The 20,239-nt window shown below is 70.9% G+C and carries 17 protein-coding genes; 9 read left to right on the top strand and 8 right to left on the bottom strand.

Annotation, left to right across the window (positions count from 1 at the left end):
- Positions 1-78 precede the first annotated feature (78 nt).
- Complete coding sequence (locus tag EUA94_RS14520; RefSeq protein WP_242494888.1) at positions 79-1,320, bottom strand: MFS transporter; 1,242 nt, start codon at positions 1,318-1,320, stop codon at positions 79-81.
- 101 nt (positions 1,321-1,421) lie between these two features.
- Here EUA94_RS14520 and EUA94_RS14515 point away from each other — a divergent pair, with 101 nt between their 5' ends.
- On the top strand, positions 1,422-3,377 hold the full coding sequence (locus tag EUA94_RS14515; RefSeq protein ID WP_242494887.1) for a M3 family metallopeptidase: 1,956 nt from the start codon (positions 1,422-1,424) through the stop codon (positions 3,375-3,377).
- A gap of 25 nt (positions 3,378-3,402) precedes the next feature.
- Here the strand turns inward: EUA94_RS14515 and EUA94_RS14510 are convergent, their stop codons facing one another.
- The 4 genes from EUA94_RS14510 to EUA94_RS14495 all read right to left on the bottom strand — a co-directional run bounded on the left by EUA94_RS14510 (position 3,403) and on the right by EUA94_RS14495 (position 8,820).
- On the bottom strand, positions 3,403-4,245 hold the full coding sequence (locus EUA94_RS14510) for an aldo/keto reductase (RefSeq protein ID WP_129427589.1): 843 nt from the start codon (positions 4,243-4,245) through the stop codon (positions 3,403-3,405).
- A 92-nt stretch (positions 4,246-4,337) separates the two neighbouring features.
- Entirely contained in the window at positions 4,338-5,777 is a 1,440-nt protein-coding gene (locus EUA94_RS14505) for a M28 family metallopeptidase (protein ID WP_129427588.1), read from the bottom strand.
- A 103-nt stretch (positions 5,778-5,880) separates the two neighbouring features.
- Complete coding sequence (locus tag EUA94_RS14500; RefSeq protein ID WP_242494886.1) at positions 5,881-7,896, bottom strand: M4 family metallopeptidase; 2,016 nt, start codon at positions 7,894-7,896, stop codon at positions 5,881-5,883.
- A 213-nt stretch (positions 7,897-8,109) separates the two neighbouring features.
- Complete coding sequence (locus EUA94_RS14495; protein ID WP_129427586.1) at positions 8,110-8,820, bottom strand: SGNH/GDSL hydrolase family protein; 711 nt, start codon at positions 8,818-8,820, stop codon at positions 8,110-8,112.
- 83 nt (positions 8,821-8,903) lie between these two features.
- On the opposite strand from EUA94_RS14495, the gene EUA94_RS14490 reads away from it, so the two are divergent.
- The 6 genes from EUA94_RS14490 (at position 8,904) to EUA94_RS14465 (ending at position 14,520) form a co-directional block, all read left to right on the top strand.
- The gene (locus tag EUA94_RS14490) at positions 8,904-9,704 is read left to right on the top strand and encodes a GNAT family N-acetyltransferase (protein ID WP_242494885.1); all 801 of its coding nucleotides are present in this window, start codon (positions 8,904-8,906) and stop codon (positions 9,702-9,704) included.
- 318 nt (positions 9,705-10,022) lie between these two features.
- Positions 10,023-11,909, top strand: a complete 1,887-nt coding sequence (dnaK, locus tag EUA94_RS14485) for a molecular chaperone DnaK (RefSeq protein WP_129427585.1) — start codon at positions 10,023-10,025, stop codon at positions 11,907-11,909.
- Entirely contained in the window at positions 11,906-12,559 is a 654-nt protein-coding gene (gene grpE / locus EUA94_RS14480) for a nucleotide exchange factor GrpE (RefSeq protein ID WP_242494884.1), read from the top strand. Before dnaK ends, grpE begins: the two co-directional genes overlap by 4 nt.
- Before the next feature lie 3 nt (positions 12,560-12,562).
- Complete coding sequence (gene dnaJ, locus EUA94_RS14475; protein ID WP_129427584.1) at positions 12,563-13,759, top strand: molecular chaperone DnaJ; 1,197 nt, start codon at positions 12,563-12,565, stop codon at positions 13,757-13,759.
- A 2-nt stretch (positions 13,760-13,761) separates the two neighbouring features.
- Positions 13,762-14,184: a heat shock protein transcriptional repressor HspR gene (locus EUA94_RS14470; protein ID WP_129427583.1), complete on the top strand. Its 423-nt coding sequence runs from the start codon at positions 13,762-13,764 to the stop codon at positions 14,182-14,184.
- Positions 14,185-14,265: 81 nt separating this feature from the next.
- Positions 14,266-14,520, top strand: a complete 255-nt coding sequence (locus tag EUA94_RS14465; RefSeq protein WP_129427582.1) for a hypothetical protein — start codon at positions 14,266-14,268, stop codon at positions 14,518-14,520.
- Between the two features lie 22 nt (positions 14,521-14,542).
- Here the strand turns inward: EUA94_RS14465 and EUA94_RS14460 are convergent, their stop codons facing one another.
- Positions 14,543-15,322, bottom strand: a complete 780-nt coding sequence (locus tag EUA94_RS14460; protein WP_129427581.1) for a lysophospholipid acyltransferase family protein — start codon at positions 15,320-15,322, stop codon at positions 14,543-14,545.
- An 86-nt stretch (positions 15,323-15,408) separates the two neighbouring features.
- On the opposite strand from EUA94_RS14460, the gene EUA94_RS14455 reads away from it, so the two are divergent.
- Positions 15,409-16,014: a hypothetical protein gene (locus EUA94_RS14455; RefSeq protein WP_129427580.1), complete on the top strand. Its 606-nt coding sequence runs from the start codon at positions 15,409-15,411 to the stop codon at positions 16,012-16,014.
- On the opposite strand, the gene EUA94_RS14450 is transcribed toward EUA94_RS14455, so the two are convergent.
- Positions 16,015-16,800: a pentapeptide repeat-containing protein gene (locus EUA94_RS14450; protein WP_129427579.1), complete on the bottom strand. Its 786-nt coding sequence runs from the start codon at positions 16,798-16,800 to the stop codon at positions 16,015-16,017.
- A gap of 323 nt (positions 16,801-17,123) precedes the next feature.
- Here EUA94_RS14450 and clpB point away from each other — a divergent pair, with 323 nt between their 5' ends.
- Positions 17,124-19,706 carry an ATP-dependent chaperone ClpB gene (gene clpB / locus EUA94_RS14445; RefSeq protein ID WP_129427578.1) on the top strand — a complete coding sequence of 861 codons (2,583 nt, stop codon included), beginning with the start codon at positions 17,124-17,126 and terminating at the stop codon, positions 19,704-19,706.
- On the opposite strand, the gene EUA94_RS14440 is transcribed toward clpB, so the two are convergent.
- Positions 19,699-20,154: a group II truncated hemoglobin gene (locus tag EUA94_RS14440; protein WP_129427577.1), complete on the bottom strand. Its 456-nt coding sequence runs from the start codon at positions 20,152-20,154 to the stop codon at positions 19,699-19,701. The genes clpB and EUA94_RS14440 overlap by 8 nt on opposite strands.
- Positions 20,155-20,239: the final 85 nt, after the last annotated feature.

Here is a 20,239-nt window from a genome sequence, read left to right as displayed (position 1 = left end):
ACACCAGGAGGCCTTCACCCACCTACAGGTCAGACCGTGTCGTCACACGATCTCGACCAACGTGACTGGTCATCACAGCTAGGTCCGCCGGCCGGCCGCGGCGGGGACTGCGGAGGCCGTACGCCGGTCGTGGTCGACGCGACCGGTCCAGTAGCCCACCCACCCGGCACCCGCCAGGCCGAGGAGGCCGACGACCAGGCACGCCGTGGCGAGCGGCGCGACGGCCGCGACGGCGCTGACCACCAGCGGACCCCCGGTGTTGCCGATGTCGCCGCACAGGCGCCAGGCCCCGAGGAACTGGGAGCGGCCCTCGATCGGTGCCGCATCGGCGCCGAGCGTCATGACGATGCCCGAGCCGAGGCCGTTGCCGGCCGCGATCAGCGCCATCACCAGTCCCACCGAGAGGGCCGAGCTCGCCAGGGGGAGCAGCAGGCAGGCGATGGCCATCGACAGGACGACCGGCACGGCGACGACCATCCGGCCGCGGGTGTCCATCAGCCAGCCGCCGGGCCACATCAGCGCGACGTCGAGGGCGGCGGCACCGGCGAAGATCAGCGACGTCGTCGAGGCGGAGAGACCGACGTGGTCGGCCCACAGCGGCAGCAGGCTCAGCCGCAACGAGCGACTCATGCCGAGGATCACGACGGCCGTGCCCAAGGTGGCGAGCAGTCGACGGTGACCGGCGATGACCGACCACACGCCGACGTGGCCGGTCTCGCGGGCGGCGGCGCGCTTCTCCTCGCCCAGGTCGGGCATGGTGCCCGCCAGCAGGGACGCGGCCACCGACATGGCGGCGCCCAGCCAGAACACGCTGGTCAGGCCCGTCAGGCTGATCAGCCCCGCGCCGATGAGCGGCCCCACCAGCACGCCCACGCGGTAGGACCCGCCGAGAAGCGACATCGCCCGCGCGCGGTGCGTGATCGGGACGACGTCGATCATGAAGCCCTGCCGCGCGATCAGGAACATGGTCCAGCACATCCCGCTCAGCAGGACACCCGCAGCGAGGCCGGCGACCGAGTCGGTGAGCGCCGCCAGCGCCATCGCGCCCGCGTCGGCGAAGCCGGCCGCGACGAGGGCCCGCCGTTCGCCGATCCGGGCGACGAGCGCACCCGCGGGCAGGCTGGCCAGCAGCATCCCGACCCCTGTCAGCGCGACGATGGCAGCGGCGGTGCTGACATCGGCGCCGAGGTCGCGTGCACGCAGTGCGAGCACCGGCATGATCGCGCCGTGCCCGACCGCCGAGACGATCGAGGGGCCGTACGCGACGAGCCAGATGTCGCGGAACCGGAACTCGGTCTCCGTCGCACCGCTGGTCGTCACCCGCGCAACGCTACGTGCTCCCGGCGCCCTCCCCGGAACGGGTGCGACGCCTGCAGGGATCTCGGTGGAGGTTGTCACGACCCGGCCGTAGGCTCGCGTCCGTGGCTGACGACACCGAGACCCGGACCGGATCGATCCCCTCCTCACCCCTCGAGCCGCTCGAGCTTCCCGGCTCCGGCGACTGGCTCACCTGGGTCGCCGAGCACGGCGAGGGACAGCTCGCCGAGGCGGCCAGGGAGGTCGCGCTCGTCAAGAGCGGCCCGACCGACGCCGACACGGTGCTCGCCACGTGGAACCGGGCGGAGACCGCGATCGCCAACGCCGAGGCGGCCCACCTCTGGGCCGAGGTGCACCCCGACGCCGCCGTACGCGACCGCGCCGACGAGCTGAGCCAGCAGGTGCAGAAGTTCGTCACCGAGCTCGGCCAGGACCGCGACCTGTTCGCCGTGTTCGACGGGTTGTCGGCCGACGGGCTCGACGACGGGGCCGTCCGGGTCCTCGAGCACACGCTGCGGGACTTCCGGCGGGCCGGCGTCGACCGCGACGACGCCACGCGCGACCGGCTCCGCGAGCTCAGCGAGCAGGGCGTGAAGCTCTCCCAGGACTTCGGCCGCAACATCCGTGACGACGTCCGCTCGATCAGGGTCGCGCCCGAGCGGCTGGCCGGACTTCCCGACGACTACCGCGCCGCGCACCCGGCCGGCGACGACGGCCTGGTCGCCATCACCACCGACTACCCCGACCTGGTGCCGTTCATGACGTTCGCGTCGGACGGCGAGGCCCGCCACGAGCTCGCCCTGACGCAGAACAACGTCGCCTGGCCGGCCAACGACCAGGTGCTGCAGGACCTCCTGGCGGTCCGGCGCGAGACCGCGAGCCTGCTCGGCTACGACTCGTGGCCCGACCTCGACACCGAGGTCAAGATGATCGGCACCGGTCAGGCGATCGCCGACTTCATCGAGCGGATCAGCTCGGCATCGGCCGAGCGGGCGGCCCAGGACAAGGGGGTCCTGCTCGCGCGCAAGCAGGTCGACCAGCCGGGCGCCGACGAGGTCGAGGTCTTTGAGTTCCGCCACTACGGCGAGCTCGTACGCCGCGAGCAGTACGACGTCGACGGCCAGGTCGTGCGCACCTACTTCCCCTTCGAGCAGGTCCGGCAGGGCCTCCTCGACGTCACCGGCCGGCTGTTCGGGCTGGAGTGGACGCCCGTCGGGCGGGACGAGGCCGGGACGTGGCACGACGAGGTCGCGTCGTACGACGTCGGGCTGGACGGCGTCCGGATCGGCCGCATCCACCTCGACCTGCACCCGCGCGAGGGCAAGTTCAAGCACGCCGCCCAGTTCGACCTGGTCAAGGGCGTCGCCGGCCACCAGCTTCCCGAGGGCGTCCTGGTGTGCAACTTCAACCGCGGCCTGATGGAGCACGACGAGGTCGTGACGCTCTTCCACGAGTTCGGCCACCTGGTCCACCACGTGCTCGGCGGCCAGGGCGAGTGGCTGCGCTTCTCCGGCGTCGCCACCGAGTGGGACTTCGTCGAGGCGCCGAGCCAGATGCTCGAGGAGTGGGCGTGGGACGCCGACGTGCTCGCCACCTTCGCGCGCAACGCCGCGGGCGAGACGATCCCGGTCGACCTCGTCGCCGCGATGCGCCGGGCCGACCAGTTCGGCAAGGGCATCTACGCCGCGCACCAGATGTCGTACGCGGCCCGGTCCTACTACTTCCACGCCGGGCCGAACGACGACCTGACGGCCTTCGGCGACGAGCTCCAGCGCCGCTACTCGGTGTTCCCGCCCCTCGAGGGCGCGCACATGCACTGCGCCTTCGGCCACCTCGACGGCTACTCGTCGGGCTACTACACCTACATGTGGTCGCTGGTGATCGCCAAGGACCTGTTCTCGGCCTTCGACGTCGACGACATGTTCGCCGCCGACGTGGCCGGGCGCTACCGCGACCGGGTGCTGGGCATGGGCGGTCGCAAGGACGCCGCCGACCTCGTCGCCGACTTCCTGGGCCGGCCCTACTCCTTCGACAGCTGGACTGCCTGGCTCGCGGAGTGAGCTGGGGAGCAGGACCGGCCGGGGATCACGGGATGTAGTCGAACGTGTCCGGGTTCGGGCCCGTCCGTCCGGCCTCGCCCCGGTCCAGCTCGTCGAGCGCGCTGACGTGCGCCGGGTCGAGCTCGAAGTCGAAGATCTCGAAGTTCTCGCGCATCCGCTCGGCCTTCATCGACTTCGGGAAGATGATGTCGCCCCGCTGCAGGTGCCAGCGCAGCGTCACCTGTGCCGGCGTACGGCCTACGAGCGAGGCGATCTCGCCGATGGTGTCGTCGTCGTTGACCGCTCCCTTGGCGATCGGCGACCACGCCTCGGTCAGCACGCCGCGGCGCTGGTTGGCCGCTCGCACGTCCTCGTTGGCGAAGAACGGGTGGACCTCGACCTGGTTGACCACCGGCACGACCCCGGTCTCCTCGACGATGCGGTCCAGGTGGGCGGGCTGGAAGTTGGAGACGCCGATGGAGCGGGTCCTCCCCGCCTCCTGCGCCTCGATGAGTGCCCGCCAGGTCGAGACGAAGTCGGCGTCGTACTGCGTCGGCAGCGGCCAGTGGATGAGGAACAGGTCGGTCTGCTCGATGCCGAGGCGCTCGAGGGACGCGTCGATCTCGCGGCGGGCGTCGTCGGGCCGGTGGAAGCCGTTGTTGAGCTTGGTGGTGATGTAGAGCTCGTCGCGGCCCAGCGCGGAGTCCTTGATCGCCTGGCCGACGCCGGCCTCGTTGCCGTACATCTGCGCGGTGTCGATGTGCCGGTAGCCGGCCTCGAGCGCGAGTGCGACCGTCGCGGCGGTCTCCTCCGGAGGGACCTGGAAGACACCGAAGCCGAGCTGGGGGATGGACGTGCCGTCGTGGAGCGTGATCCGGGGAACAGTCATGTGAGTTCCTACGCGGATCGCGGCCGCGATATTCCGGCGCGGTACCCCGCAGGGGTGGTGGCCGCCCCTCCGGAGCGGCCACCACGCGAGGCTCAGCCCGTCGACACCGCCGTGTCGTCGAGCACGAAGCTCGTCTGGAGCGAGGAGTCCTCGGCCATGAGGAACTTCACCGTGACCGTCTTGCCCTTGTAGGCCAGCAGGCTGTGGGAGAACTGCGCGTACGTCGCGCTGGTCCCGACGTTGCTGTACGTCTTCAGCGTCGTGGTCGTCGTGCCGCTCACGACCTGCACCTTGAGGGTGTCGTACGCCGTCGAGCCGGTCTCGGCGGTGTCGGTGCGGATCCAGTACGACAGCGACGCCGTGGTCGCCGTCGACGGGATGGTCACCTGCTGGGAGATGTTCTCCGACGAGGTGCTGCCGTTGCCCCCGAGCCACGCCTTCCACGAGCCCGTGCGCGCCGGGCGTCCGGTGTTGCTCGTGATCGCGCCGGTGGTGCCGGTCCAGCTCGTCGCGCCCGACTCGAAGCCCGGGTTGGCGAGCAGGTTCGCGCCCGTGGGCGGGGCCCCGGTGGTGCCGAAGTCCTGGTCGGCGTAGAGCCAGACCATGTGGCCGATCATGTCGATGTTGCGGTCGAGCGCGGTGCTGTTGATGTTGGAGATGGTGTCGCAGGACCGGTGGTAGCAGGGGTCGAAGGCCTGCCCGGCCGTGCCGCCCCACTTCTGGGCCTGCGCGGACGTCTTGGTCGTCTCGCCGCCGGAGTACATGCCGGTCGTGGCGATGCCGTAGCTGCGGAACGACGCGTGGTCGGAGCGCCCCTGCACGTCGATGTACTCCCAGGGGAGGCCCTTCGACGTGTAGTAGGACGTCATCGCGTCGCGCGCGAAGTTGCCGACGGCGTTGTCGTCGTAGACGAAGTAGCCGGGGTTGGGCGAGCCGACCATGTCGTAGTTCATGTAGAGGTCGATCCGGTCCTTGTCGGCCGTCGGCAGCAAGGACATGTACTTGTTGGAGCCGAGCAGCCCCTGCTCCTCCGCGCCCCACCACGCGAACCGCAGGTGGTTGCGCGCGCTGTTGCCGCTGCCGGCCCAGGCGAGGGCGGCCTCGAGGACCGCCGCCGAGCCGGTGCCGTTGTCGTTGATGCCGGGTCCGGCCGCCACGCTGTCGAGGTGGGCACCGGTCATCACGACGTGCTCGGGGTCGCCGCCGGGCCAGTCCGCGATGAGGTTGTACGACGTCCCCGACGAGGTCGAGAACTGCTGCACCGTCGTGGTGTAGCCGACGGCGTCGAGCTTGGCCTTCACCCAGTCGAGGGAGGCCTTGTAGCCCGGCCGTCCGGTGGCGCGGTTGCCGCCGTTCGCGGTGGCGATGCTCTGCATCTGCTGGAGGTGGGCGGTCACGTTGGTGAGGCTGAGGTCGGGTGACGCGGCGGCGACGGCGGGCGAGCTGGTGCCGGCGAGGGTCGCCCCCGACAGGCTGGCGATGAGGGCCGCCGCCGCGACGGCGGACAGGGCGGGCGTACGGAACGAGCGCATGGGAACTCCCGAGACAGGTGGGGCGGGCAGGGAACGACGAACGGGGCGGAGCAGCGTGTGCTGCCCCGCCCCGTCCGGTGGTGCCAGACGGTCGACCCGGAGGTCAGGAGACGTTGACCGCGGTGTCGTCGACCACGAAGCTCGTCTGCAGCGAGGAGTCCTCGTTCATGAGGAACTTCACCTGCACCGACTGGCCCTTGTAGGCCAGCAGGCTGTGCGAGAACTGCGTGTACGTCGCGTTGGTGCCGACGTTGGTGAAGGTGCGCAGCGTGGTGGTCACGCCGTTCACGACCACCTGCACCCGGAAGGTGTCGTACGCCGTCGAGCCGGACTCGGCGGTGTCGGTGCGGATCCAGTACGACAGCGACGCAGCGGTGGCGGTCGAGGGGATCGTGACCGACTGGGTCAGGTTCTCCGTCGACGTGGTGCCGTTGCCGCCGAACCAGGCCTTGTACGAGCCGGTGCGGGCCGGGCGACCGGTGTTGGTCGTGATCAGGCCCGTGGTGCCGGCCCACGAGGTCGCGCCGGACTCGAAGCCCGGGTTGGCCAGGATGTTGCCGCCGGTGGGCGGCGTGGTCGGCGGGGTGGTGGTGCCACCGCACGTCGGGTCACCGGTCTGGGCCGGCACGTTGACCGCGTCCCAGGCGTTCTTGACCGCGTTGAACTGGGCGCAGGTGCTGTCCAGGTTCTTGGCCGCGGTGAGCGTCCAGGTGCGGTACTTGAGGTAGCTCGACGACGTGGTCTTCATCAGCATGCCGTTGTAGAGCACCTTCATGGCCGCCTGCTCGCCGATGCCGGTCACCGAGGTGCCGTCGCACTTCGAGACGCCGCCGCGCGACAGGAGGTAGAACCAGTGGTCGCCGGGGCCGGCGGCCGCGTGGACCTCGGCGGTCGGGATCGAGCTGGTGTAGCACGACGGGTCGCCGACGTTGGCCGGGTTGGAGCCGTCGCGGATCGGGCCCTGGCCGACGAGGTTGACCTCTTCGCCGATGGTGTGGTCGGGCGAGTCGTACGGCGAGACCTGGCCGTCGTAGTACTCGGTCGACGTCGCGAAGGCGTCACCGATGAACTCCTGCGTGCCGCCGCCGGAGATGCCGCCGGGGGTCTTGTCGTCCACACCGTGGCCGAACTCGTGGGCGACGACGTCCATCGAGGAGATCCACTCGCCGGCCTGGTTCTTGCCGATCTGGACCTGGGTGCCGTCGTAGTAGGCGTTGATGTCGTTGAGGCCGACGCGGATCGGCACCCATCCACCGGAGCCGTTCATGCCGTTGCGGCCGAGCCACGACGACATCATTCCCTTCATCTGCTGGGCGGCGTAGAGCGCGTCGACGCACCCGGTCTCGCGGTTGGTCGCGACGCCGTTGCCCCACAGGTCGTCGGTGCCGGAGAACGTCGTGTTGTTGGCGGCGTCCTGGCACTTCAGCGTGGTGGCGGTCGGGTCGGTCATGTTGTAGCTGCTGCCCGAGCCGCTGGTGGCGATGGGGAGCGGGTTGGGGCCGGAGTAGGCCGCGGTGCCCGAGCCGTGAGCGATCTGCTCGCGCGACTCGAGGACGGTGCCGTCGACGGCGTCGACCCAGACCTTCTGCCACGAGACCTCGCCGGCGTCGGTGCCCCGGACCTCGACCTCGTACGCCAGTCGGGTGCCGGCGTCGCGGTGCCAGATGACCAGCTCGGGCGCGCTGGAGTCCGCGACCTGGTCGACCTGGCCGCGGGCGGCCTCGGCCGCACGGTCGGCGCCGATCTTCGGCGTGGTGCTGGCGAGGTCGACCGGCGCCTCCTGGGCGACCGACGACCCGACGACCTGGCCGGCGGCGTTGGCCAGGACGACGAAGTCGCCACCGACCACGCGCAGGCCCTCGTGGGTGCGCTCGTAGGCCATCGAGTAGATGGCGTTGTCGCCGTCGAAGGTGCCGGTGCGGACGAAGGAGTCCGCGGAGGCGCGCTCGAGTGCGTTGCCGTGGCCCTTCACCCAGGCGCTGGCGGCCTGCTGGGCCTCGAGACGGGGGTTGCCCGCCGAGGGTGCGGCGTCGGCCGGGGTGACGGTCGGTGCCAGGAACGACGCGGCGACGGCTGTCGCTGCGATACCGGCCAGGGCGGCCAGGCGAGTTGTCTTCACTGAGAGTTGTCCAATCATGAGTCGAGCCCCGAGAAGGCCCGAGGATGGATTGGGTGTTGCGGACCACTGCACAAGTTCGCAATCAGCGGCAAGGGCGTCAATGGACGCAGAACTGCAGGTTCGTGCAACGCGAGAACCTGCATGGTTCGGTCGACATTCGACAGAACTGTCCGATAATCGGTTGATCGACCGATTCCGTGGCGGCTGAGCGGGTCAGCGGGCGAGAACAGCCGGGTACGTCGGCGTGAGGGCAGCGATCCGCTCCGCGACGACGTCACCGAACTCGCGGTGCCCTTCCTCGGTGAGGTGGAGCCTGTCGTCCAGGTAGTCGAGGTCGAGGTCGCTCGTACGCACGTAGGGGACGCCGTACTCCTGCGCGAGCCGCGCGAGGAGCTCGTCCACGCGCGGGACGGCGCGCGTCCGGGACGGCGCGTCGGCCGGCCCGACGACGACGACCGGGTGCCCGGCCAGGTCGGCCATCAGGTCGCGGAAACCGGTCTCGATCGCCGCCGCCGGCTGGTCGTAGTCGTTGAGTCCGCCCTCGACGACCACCAGCGCGGGTCGCGCCGCGAGTGCGGTGGGCGCCCGGTCGGCGAACGAGACCCGGCCGCACCCGCTCGCGTGGGCGCTGAACCCGGAGCCCGAGAAGCCGGCGACGTGCACCTCGCCGGGCAGGCGGGCGGCCCACGAGCTGCCGAGGTCGTCCTGGCCGAGCCCGACCGACCACGAGTCGCCGATCACCAGGACGGGCGATCCCTCGCCCGTGACCAGGTGCGATCGGTCGCGCGCGTCGAGGCGGTGCTGCTGGCAGCGGGTCGCTCCAGCGCCCGCCCGATCGGCGGCGTAGAACGCCATCAGGGCAGCCAGCAGCAGCGCGACGACTGAGGCGCCGGTGAGCCGGCGCAGGATCCCCCGATGGAGCACGCGCAAAGTGTGCGGTGCGAGGCCCCGATCCCGCACATCTTTGGGACAACCTGGGGGAAAGATCAGGGTTAGGGTGTCGGCCTGTGACCCCCGACGAGCTCCTGACGGCGTACGACGAGCAGCTGCGCACCGATGCCGAGATGGCCCGGGCCCACGACGTGGTGCGGTCCGGCCCGCTGCTCTGCGCAGTCTTCGACCACGGCGGCTTCGTGTCCTACCGCGACCTCGGCGGCGTCGAGGGTGACGATCTGGATCGCCTCGTCGAGCGCACGATCGCGCACTACCGCGACGACACCGACGTCGAGCAGTTCGAGTGGAAGTCGCGGGGCCACGACCTGCCGGCCGACCTCGGTGACCGGCTCGTCGCACACGGCCTCGTGCCCGAGCCGATGGAGACGGTGATGATCGGCGAGGCGTCGCGGCTCGCCGTCGACGTGCCCCTCGACGAGACGCCTGCCGGCCCCGTCGTCGTACGCCGCATCGTGCCCGGACCCGACGCCGAGGCCGATCTCACGCGGATGCTGGCCGCCCAGGAGTCGATCTTCGGCACCGGGCGCGGGCCCTCGATCCACTCCTCGATGGCCGAGCTCGAGTCGGGCGACTCGGAGTTCTGGATCGCCGAGGTCGGAGGCGACGTCGTCTGCGGGGGCCGGCTCACGCCCGTCCCGGGCACCGAGTTCGCCGGCATCTGGGGCGGCTCGACGCTGCCGGAGTTCCGCGGTCGCGGGATCTACCGCGCGCTCGTCGCCGCCCGCGCCGCCTCGGCCCTCGAGCGGGGGATCCGGTTCATCCACTCCGACTGCACCGACATGTCGCGCCCGATCCTCGAGCGCTCCGGCCTGCGGGCCGTGACCACGACGACGCCGTACGTCTGGTCCCGCTGACTCAGCCCTGCTGGAGTCACCGCTTAAGCGGTGACTCCCACGGAGATAGGCCGTTGCAACGGCCCATCGGCGCAAGACTCCGCACACCCGTGGGACGGGCGGTGCCAGGGAGGCGCCGCGCCACGGCCAGGCGCCGGACGTGATCTCGGATTTCTCGTCCGGATCGGGAACAACCACCGCTGCCATGCGTTGAACCCCATGAACAGAGTTGAGCGAGATCGGCTCAAGTGTTTTGCCTCCCCGGTCGCAGCGCGGCAGGATGGCAGCACTGTCCAGACATCGCACCACCCAGGCATCCCAACGCAGGAGGTACCCCCCATGGCTCGAGCGGTCGGCATCGACCTCGGCACGACGAACTCCGTCGTGGCCGTCCTCGAAGGTGGCGAACCCACCGTCATCGCCAACGCCGAAGGCGCCCGGACCACCCCGTCCGTCGTCGCCTTCACCAAGTCCGGCGAGGTCCTCGTCGGCGAGGTCGCCAAGCGACAGGCGGTCACCAACGTCGACCGCACCATCCGGTCCGTCAAGCGCCACATGGGCGAGGACTGGAAGGTCGAGATCGACGACAAGACCTTCACCCCCCAGCAGATCAGCGCGTTCGTGCTGCAGAAGCTCAAGCGCGACGCGGAGGCCTACCTCGGTGAGACGGTGACCGACGCGGTCATCACGGTTCCGGCGTACTTCTCCGACGCGCAGCGCCAGGCGACCAAGGAGGCCGGCGAGATCGCGGGCCTCAACGTCAGCCGCATCGTCAACGAGCCCACCGCAGCCGCGCTGGCCTACGGCCTCGACAAGGGCGACGACCAGACGATCCTGGTCTTCGACCTAGGTGGCGGCACGTTCGACGTGTCCCTGCTCGAGATCGGCGAGGGCGTCGTCGAGGTCAAGGCGACCTCCGGAGACAACAACCTCGGTGGAGACGACTGGGACAACCGCGTCGTCGAGTGGATGATCAAGAAGTTCAAGGACAACAACGGCGTCGACCTCGGTGCCGACAAGATCGCCAAGCAGCGCCTCCAGGAGGCCGCCGAGAAGGCGAAGATCGAGCTGTCCTCGAGCTCCGAGACCACGATCCACCTCCCGTACATCACCCACGGCGAGGGCGGCCCGCTCCACTTCGAGGAGAAGCTGACCCGCAGCGAGTTCCAGAAGCTGACGGCCGACCTGCTCGACCGCACCAAGGCGCCGTTCCAGTCGGTGCTCAAGGATGGTGGCGTCGCGGTCGACAAGATCGACCACGTCGTGCTCGTCGGTGGCTCCACCCGGATGCCCGCCGTGAGCGAGGTCGTCAAGGAGCTGCTCGGCGGCAAGGAGCCCAACAAGGGCGTCAACCCCGACGAGGTCGTCGCCGTCGGCGCCGCGCTCCAGGCCGGTGTCCTCAAGGGCGAGGTCAAGGACGTGCTGCTCCTCGACGTCACCCCGCTCTCCCTCGGCATCGAGACCAAGGGCGGCGTGATGACCTACCTCATCGAGCGCAACACCACCATCCCGACCAAGCGCTCGGAGATCTTCACCACCGCCGACGACAACCAGCCGTCGGTCGAGATCAAGGTCGCCCAGGGCGAGCGCCAGATGTGGTCGCAGAACCAGCCGCTCGGCAACTTCGAGCTCACCGGCCTCCCGCCGGCCCCGCGCGGCGTGCCGAAGATCGAGGTCACCTTCGACATCGACGCCAACGGCATCGTCCACGTCTCCGCCAAGGACCAGGCGTCCGGGCGCGAGCAGTCGATGACCATCTCCGGTGGCTCGGCGCTCAGCAAGGACGAGATCGACCGCATGGTCAAGGAGGCCGAGCAGTACGCCGAGGAGGACGCCAAGCGTCGCGAGTCGGTCGAGGCCCGCAACCAGGGTGACCAGCTCGTCTACACGACCGAGAAGTTCCTCACCGACAACGACGAGAAGCTCCCCGACGACGTGAAGACCGAGGTCCGCACCGACGTCGACGCGCTCAAGGAGACCCTCGCCAAGGACGACTCGTCCGCCGAGGAGATCACGGCCGCGGTCACCAAGCTCAACGAGTCGAGCCAGAAGATGGGTGCCGCGATGTACGCCGCCGCGGAGGCCGACCAGGCCGCCGCGGGCGGTGCCACCGGCGCCACGGGCGAGTCCGACGACGACGTCGTGGACGCCGAGATCGTCGACGAGCCTGCCGACGAGACGTCCGAGCCCGACGAGGGGTCGACCTCGGAAGGTGAGTCCAAGTGACCGAGTCCGGCAGCTCATCGTTCGGTGACGCGGCCGGCGAGATGGCCAACGAGACCGAGGTCGAGGCGCCTGCCCAGCAGGACGCCTCGGCCTCGGCCGGCCGTCCGGAGTCGCAGGTCGACGACGAGATCAGCGGCGTCGACAACTGGCTGGAGGAGGGCGGACCGCTCGAGCCCGAGGACTTCGCGGACGTCGACCCCGTCGAGGGTGTCGCCGCGTCGGCCGACGTCCAGCTCGCCGAGCGCACCGCGGACCTGCAGCGGCTCCAGGCGGAGTACGCCAACTACCGCAAGCGCGTCGACCGCGACCGCCAGCTGATCGCCGAGAACGCGACCTACCGCGTCCTCGCGCCGATCATCGAGGTGCTCGACACGATCGACCGTGCCCGCGAGCACGGCGAGGTCGACTCCGGTGGCTTCAAGGCCGTCGCCGACCAGCTCCAGGGAGTCGTGGCCAACCTCGGCCTGACCCGCTTCGGCGAGCCCGGTGACGCGTTCGACCCCAACCTCCACGAGGCCCTGAGCCACCTGGGCACCGACCCGGAGGTCGAGGTCATCACCTGCAAGCACATCGCCAAGGCCGGCTACAAGATCGGTGACCGGGTGGTGCGGGCCGCCCAGGTGTTGGTGGTCGACCCGGTCGAGGGCTGATCGATGGCCGACACCGATGGCCAGCGAAATGAGGGTTGGCGCAACGACTGGGCGACCAAGGACTTCTACCAGGTCCTCGGGGTCGCCCAGGATGCGAGCGCGGCCGACGTCAAGACGGCCTACCGCAAGCTCGCCCGCGCCAACCACCCCGACTCCAACCCCGGCGACGCCAAGAAGCACGACAGGTTCAAGGCTGTCGCCGAGGCGTACGACGTGGTCGGTGACGAGGCCAAGCGCGCGAAGTACGACGAGTTCCGCTCGTTGCAGTCGCGCGGCGGCTTCGGCCCCGGCATGGGTGGCGGCGGGGGTGGCTTCACGAGCGGTGGCGGCTTCAACATCGACGACCTGCTCCGCGAGCGCGGCGGCAGCGGCGGCGGGTTGGGCGACATGTTCGGCGACCTCTTCGGCGGCGGGCAGCGCACACGCACCCAGCAGCAGCCGCGACCCCGCCGCGGCGCCGACGTCGAGAGCACGGCCACGATCGGGTTCGTCGACGCCCTCGACGGCGTCACCGTCTCCCTGCGGCTGACCTCCGACGCGGCCTGCGCGACCTGCCAGGGCACCGGCGGCAAGCCCGGCACCCGCCCGCACATCTGCCCCGAGTGCGAGGGCGCCGGCTTCGTCGTGGCCGGCACCGGCGGCGCCTTCTCCATCAACGAGACCTGTCCCGCCTGCGGCGGTCGCCAGCTCGTGTACGCCGAGGCGTGCCCGACCTGCCACGGCAGTGGGCGCGGCACCTCGGCCCGGGCGATCCAGGCGCGCATCCCGGCGGGCGTGAAGGACGGCGCGAAGATCCGGCTCAAGGGCAAGGGTGCCCAGGGCGAGCAGGGCGGCCCCGCGGGCGACCTGTTCGTGACGGTGAAGGTGACGCCGCACCGCGTCTTCGGGCGCAAGGGCGACAACCTCACCCTCGACGTGCCCGTGGCCTTCGACGAGGCCGCGCTCGGTGCCGAGGTGAAGATCCCGACGCTCGGCGGTCCGCCGGTGACCCTCAAGCTGCCGCCCGGCACGCCCAACGGCCGCACCTTCCGGGTGCGCGGCAGGGGCGCCACCAAGCGCGACGGCTCGAAGGGCGACCTGCTCGCCACGATCGAGGTCCAGGTGCCGGCCACCCTCGACCAGACGGCGCGCGAGGCGCTCGAGTCCTATCGTGCGGCCATGGCCGGCACTCCGCTGCGCAACGGGCTCTTCGAGTCATGAGCATGAGCAGCCCGTTCGGGGCGCCGAACCCCGACGCCGCGGTGTACGTCATCAGCGTGGCCGCGGAGCTGACCGGGCTGCACCCGCAGACCCTGCGCGCGTACGAGCGGATGGGCCTCATCGCGCCCGGTCGGACCGGTGGCGGCGGTCGTCGCTACTCCCACCGCGACCTCGAGCGGTTGCGCGAGATCGCCGACCTCACTGGCGCCGGCATCGGGATCGAGGGTGTCCGCCGGATCATGGCCCTCGAGCTCCAGGTCGACGCGCTGCGCGCCCGCAACGACGAGCTGCTCGCCGAGCTCGACGCAGTACGCCGTGGCTTCGCTGCGCGCGCGGCGGCCCAGGCCGCGACGCCCGCCAACAAGCTGCCGGTGCTGCACCAGGCCGTTGGCCAGTCGGTCGTCGTCTGGCGCCGACCCACCTGAGGGCGTGCCGGGGGCCGGGTTGTCGGTGCGACCGCGTAGGTTCAGCGGTGACCGGGTCGACGAGCAAGTGATGGGCATGCCATGAGCAAGATGGACAACCTGCGCGCCATGCGCGAGGCCAAGTACGCCGCTGCCCAGAAGCAGGCCGCCGGCGCGAAGCCAGCCGCCACCAGGGCGCCCGTCGCCCCTCCGGTCGCCGCGCCGAAGCAGGCTGCCGAGCCCGCGGCCGACGCCACGGAGGCGGACACCGACGAGCTCTGCGGCCACCGCAACATGAGCGGCCGCACCTGCACGCGCGAGCGCGGCCACGCAGCCAAGAGCCACCGCTACTCCTGACGGGAGCCGCTGACCCGTCGGCTCAGGCGCTGAGCGCCTCCTCGGGGACACCGGTCGGGTGCGCCGCGGGCTCGTCGCGGAGCTCGGCCACCTGAGCGACCAGCACCGCCATCACCTCGTCGGCCACCCGGCGTACGGTCGCGTCGTCGACCGGCTGGCCGTCGCCGACCTGCGCCAGCGCCCGTACGTCGATGGGCGCGCCGACGGCGACCGCGACCCGCGGACGTAGGACCGTGTTGCGCAGCAGCCGACCCACGATGCCCTGCTTGCCGACGACCTGCTGGGCGCCGACGAGCGCGACCGGCACGATCGGCGCGCCGGTGCGGAGCGCGAGGCGTACGGCGCCGGTCTTCGAGCGCTCGGGCCAGTGCTGCGGGTCGCGGGTGATCCGACCCTCGGGGAACAGCCCCACCGCCTCGCCAGCAGCGAGAGCGGTGGCGGCCGCGTCCAGCGAGCCCGCCGCCGAGTCGGTGCCGCGCAGCACGGGGATGAAGCCGAGGCGGCGGACGACAGGTCCGACCAGGCCGGAACGGAACACGCCACCGGTCGCCATCAGCCGCAGCGAGCGACCGAGGCGGCGGCCGACGAGGGCCAGCAGGATGCCGTCGGCGAAGCTCGTGTGGTTGGCGACGACGATGACCGGCCCGTCGGGGAGGTCCGCGTCGGGGACGGCGCGCCGGGTGAGCTCGAGTCGGCTCACCGCGGTGACGACGGAGCCGAGGAGGCCGGCGGCGACCGCATAGAGGAGGGCGGCGCGGAGGCCGGGGCGCTGCCAGGTGCTGGGTTCCGGACGTGAGGGCATGGGCCGAGTGTGAGTCACCTGACGGGCGCCGCGCGTGAGTACGGGCACTGTGGTGCCACGTCGCCCGCCCGTCGTTGCATGGACCGGTGCCCATCATCTCCGAGCTCGGCCGCATCCTCCGCGTTGCGGCCACGACCCTCCTGATGGCCTGGTTGGTCGGCAACCTGTTGGTGACCGCTGTCGGGATCGTGCGCAGCCATCTCGTGGCAGCCGACGTCGCGCCGGTGCTCGAGCGCGTCCTGCCGGGTGCCGTCCAGGCCCAGGACGAGCTCGTCGTCACGGCCGGGCGCGACGCTGATCGTGAGTGGATCGAGCAGGTCTGCAGCTTCACGGCCGACGAGAGCGGGTGGATGGCGATCCGGCACCGGGAGACCTGCGTGCTGCGGTGGAGCTTTCGGGGGTGCGTCATGCTCGGGTCGGTCGGGGACGTCGGCGTGGTCGAGTCACCGGAGGCGACGTACGTCGATTCGCGCGGGCCCGCCGGCGATCCGTTCTGCACCTACTTCCTCAACGACCCGGACGGGACGCGCGAGCTCGCCGGGCAGCGCCGGGCCATCGGGTCCGGTCGCTGGCTGGTGGTGGTCGCCGAGCAGCCACTGGTCGACGTGGCGATCGGCTGCGCCCGATGGACGGTGGTGTTCTGCGACAACCCCTGGATCCGGCATGCGCTGGTCGACCGGCCGGTGGACTGATCAGCGCGGCCAGTGCCCCGGTCGGTCGAGACCGGGCGGCAGTGCGGTGGCGGAGTCGCCGACGGCTGCGTTGACCTGCGGCTGGGTGAGGAACAGGGCGGTGGAGAGGTCCACGCCGCGGAGGTCGGCGTCGCGGAGGTCCGCACCGAGCAGGTCGGCCTCGTCGAGGCGCGCGTCGCGCAGGTCGGCGCGGATCAGCATCGCCCCGCGCAGGCAGCAGCCGCGGAGGTCCCCCGCCAGCCGGCGTCCGGCCAGGTCGTCGCGGGACCGGTCGAGTGCGTCGGGCCACCGGTGGCGTACGCGACTGCTCGCGTCGGCGAGGAGGCGGCCGACCCGTCCGAGGAGACCGTCGACGTCGGACGCCAGCAGGGTCTCGGCGTCCGCCGCGGTCAACGCCTCGATCTCGAGGCGGGCCGCTCGCGCGTCGGGGTCGGGCGCGCGGGCCTCGACCTCGACGAGGTGCACGAGCATCTCGTGCAGCTGGCGCATGACCGAGAGGACTGCACCCATCTCGCCGAGGTTGCCGGTGTCGCGCCAGGAGACGCCGGCGTACGTCACCTGCGAGACCTGCTGGCCGGCGCCGAAGCACTCGAAGACCGTGCACCCCGGCCAGCCGTCCTCGCGCAGGGTGGTGTGGATGCCGCAGCGGTCATCGTCGAGCAGGTTGAGACAGGGTCGTCCGCCCGTCTTGTCGACGCCGAAGCCCGCGGCGGCGGAGAAGGGGAGGAGCACGCAGCACAGCCCGAAGCAGCTCGAGCAGTCAGATCGCAGCCCGGGGGTCGTCACCGGGGGATCGTGTCACGCAGGCACGAAGCGGGCCTTGGTCAGGCGTACCACTTGTTCTGGATCGCGAACGCGTTGACGTAGGTCAGCGCGATGAACATGGTCGCGACGAATCGGTTGTCGGCGAGGTACTTCGGCATCGTGAACATTCCCATAGGTCCAACTGTGCCCTGCTGTCCCAAGAATCAAACAATGGGAAAGTAAAGTCTTCGACCGGCCCGGCAAAGATCTCGGAGTTGAGGGGAATCGACTCAACTTGTGGCGCGTTGCGCCGAGTGGGACCACAGTGGCCCCACGAGATCGTGTTCGAGCCCGGAGGAGCAGCGTTGAGCCAGTTCGGTGCCGAGAAGTTCACCACCCGCAGCCGGGCGGTGATCGAGGCCGCCCAGCTCGCCGCCACCACCGGCGGCAACACCCACACCGAGGCGATCCACCTGCTGGTCGCGCTCCTCCAGCAGGAGGACGGCACCAGCCGGAGCATGGTGATGAAGGCCGGCGTGGATTCCGTCGACCTGCTCGCGAAGGCCGTGACCGTCCAGCGGGCGCTGCCCAGCGCCACGGGATCGACGGTCCAGCAGCCCAGCGCCTCGCCGGCGCTGACGCGCGTGCTGGCGTCGTCGATCGACCTCGCGGGATCGATGAAGGACGACTACGTCGCCACCGACCACCTGCTCGTCGCGCTCGCCACCGTCGAGTCGCCGGCGCAGAAGGTGCTGACCGACGCCGGTCTGACCGCGGCCGGGCTGCGGGAGGCGATCACGGCTGTCCGCGGCAACCGCCGGGTGACCAGCGAGGCCGCCGAGGCGTCGTACGAGTCGCTGGAGAAGTACTCCGTCGACCTCACCCAGCAGGCCGAGGAGGGGCGCCTCGACCCGGTGATCGGCCGGGACGCCGAGATCCGCCGGGTCGTGCAGGTGCTGTCGCGGCGCACGAAGAACAACCCCGTCCTGATCGGTGAGCCGGGGGTCGGCAAGACCGCCGTCGTCGAGGGTCTGGCCCAGCGCGTGGTCGCCGGCGACGTGCCCGACTCGCTCAAGGGCCGTCGCGTGCTGTCGCTCGACCTGGCCGCGATGCTGGCCGGCGCGAAGTACCGCGGCGAGTTCGAGGAGCGGCTCAAGGCCGTGCTCGAGGAGGTCAAGGACGCCGGGGGCCAGGTGATCACCTTCATCGACGAGCTGCACACCGTCGTCGGGGCGGGCGCCGGCGGCGACTCCGCGATGGACGCCGGCAACATGCTCAAGCCGATGCTGGCGCGCGGCGAGCTGCACATGATCGGCGCGACGACGCTCGACGAGTACCGCGAGCGCATCGAGAAGGACCCCGCGCTCGAGCGCCGTTTCCAGCAGGTCTTCGTCGGCGAGCCCTCGGTCGAGGACACCATCCAGATCCTGCGCGGCATCCAGGAGAAGTACGAGGCGCACCACGGCGTCCGCATCACCGACGCCGCGCTGGTCGCCGCCGCGACCCTGTCCGACCGCTACATCACCGGTCGCCAGCTGCCGGACAAGGCGATCGACCTGATCGACGAGGCGTCCTCGCGGCTCCGGATGGAGCACGAGTCCTCGCCGGAGGAGATCGACCAGCTCCGCCGGCAGGTCGAGCGGCTCAAGATGGAGGAGTTCGCGCTGGCCAAGGAGACCGACGTCGCGTCGGTCGACCGGCTCGCGACGCTGCGCAAGGACCTCGCCGACCGGGAGGAGGAGCTCCGGGGACTCGAGGCCCGCTGGGAGCGCGAGAAGGACCAGCTCCAGGGTGAGGGCGAGCTGCGCCGCCAGCTCGACCACCTCAAGATCGAGGCGGACAAGAAGCTGCGCGAGGGCGACCTCGCGGGAGCCAGCGAGATCCAGTACGGCAAGATCCCCGAGCTCGAGAAGCAGATCGCGGAGGTCGAGAAGGCCGAGGCCGTCGACCTGGAGCCGCTGGTCGGCGACGAGGTCGGCGCCGAGCAGATCGCCGACGTCGTCGAGGCCTGGACCGGCATCCCCACCGGCAAGATGCTCCAGGGCGAGACCGCCAAGCTCCTCGAGATGGAGTCGGTCATCGGCGAGCGCCTGATCGGCCAGAGCGAGGCCGTCACCGCGGTGAGCGACGCCGTACGCCGCTCGCGCGCCGGCATCGCCGACCCGAACCGGCCCACCGGCTCCTTCCTCTTCCTCGGGCCGACCGGCACGGGCAAGACCGAGCTCGCCAAGTCGCTGGCCGACTTCCTCTTCGACGACGAGCGCGCGATCGTACGCATCGACATGAGCGAGTACAGCGAGAAGCACTCGGTGTCGCGGCTCGTCGGCGCCCCTCCCGGCTATGTCGGCTACGACGAGGGCGGCCAGCTGACCGAGGCGGTGCGGCGACGGCCGTACAGCGTCGTGCTGCTCGACGAGGTCGAGAAGGCCCACCCGGAGGTCTTCGACATCCTGCTCCAGGTGCTCGACGACGGGCGGCTCACCGACGGGCAGGGTCGTACGGTCGACTTCCGCAACACGCTGCTGATCCTCACGTCCAACCTCGGCTCGAACTTCCTGGTCGACCCGAGCCTCATGCCCGACACCAAGAAGCAGTCCGTGATGGGCGTCGTACGCGCGCACTTCAAGCCCGAGTTCCTCAACCGGCTCGACGAGGTCGTGCTGTTCGAGGCGCTGTCGAAGGACGCCCTCGCGCACATCGTCGACCTCCAGCTCGCGCTGCTCGAGCAGCGGCTCGCGGTCCGCCGGATCACCATCTCGGTGACCGACGCGGCGCGGGCCTGGCTGGCCGAGACCGGCTACGACCCGGCGTACGGCGCCCGGCCGCTGCGCCGGCTGATCCAGTCCACGATCGGCGACCCGCTCGCGCGGAAGCTGATCGGCGGCGAGGTGGTTGACGGCGGCACGGTCACGGTCGACGTGGGCGACGGCGGTCTCGTGCTCAGCTGAGCGGCCCGTCCCAGCCCCAGCGGGGCATCGCCAGGTCGGCGGGCACGTCGTCGGAGGAGCTCGGCCAGGCTCGGAACGGGCCCATCGCGGCCCAGGTGACGTACTCGGTCAGGGCCTTCCGGAGGCGCGGGTCGTCGGGCACTCCGGCCTCGTCGAACGACTCGACGACGCACGCGACGAAGCGCGGGCTCGCCTCCTCCATGTAGGCGCTCTCGCCGGCGTGCAGCCGCTGCACGTGGGACTCGCTGCCCATCTGCTGGGAGTACGTCGGTGGCCCGCCGAGCGCCTCCGCCCAGTAGGCCGCCAGCCGCTCGGTGTGGTCCGGCTGGTTGTCGGCGTGGGAGAACGGGTGGTTGAGCAGCTCGTCGGCCAGGCAGCGCTGGTGGGTCGCCTCGGCCAGCCGTTCGAGGACCTCGATGCCGCCGGCCGCCTCGTAGATCGTGGTCATCCACCGATCGTCGTACGGTCTCGGCGTGAGGGGAAGGGCCCGCGGCGGGCCTTGACCGACTCCGTCCGGCTGTTGCAGGGTCGAG

Origin of the sequence: Nocardioides zhouii (assembly GCF_004137345.1) — a bacterium.
Classification (GTDB): Bacteria; Actinomycetota; Actinomycetes; order Propionibacteriales; family Nocardioidaceae; genus Nocardioides; species Nocardioides zhouii.
The sequence above is the reverse complement of the archived record's forward strand: the minus strand, read 5'-3'. Positions and strand labels throughout refer to the sequence as shown.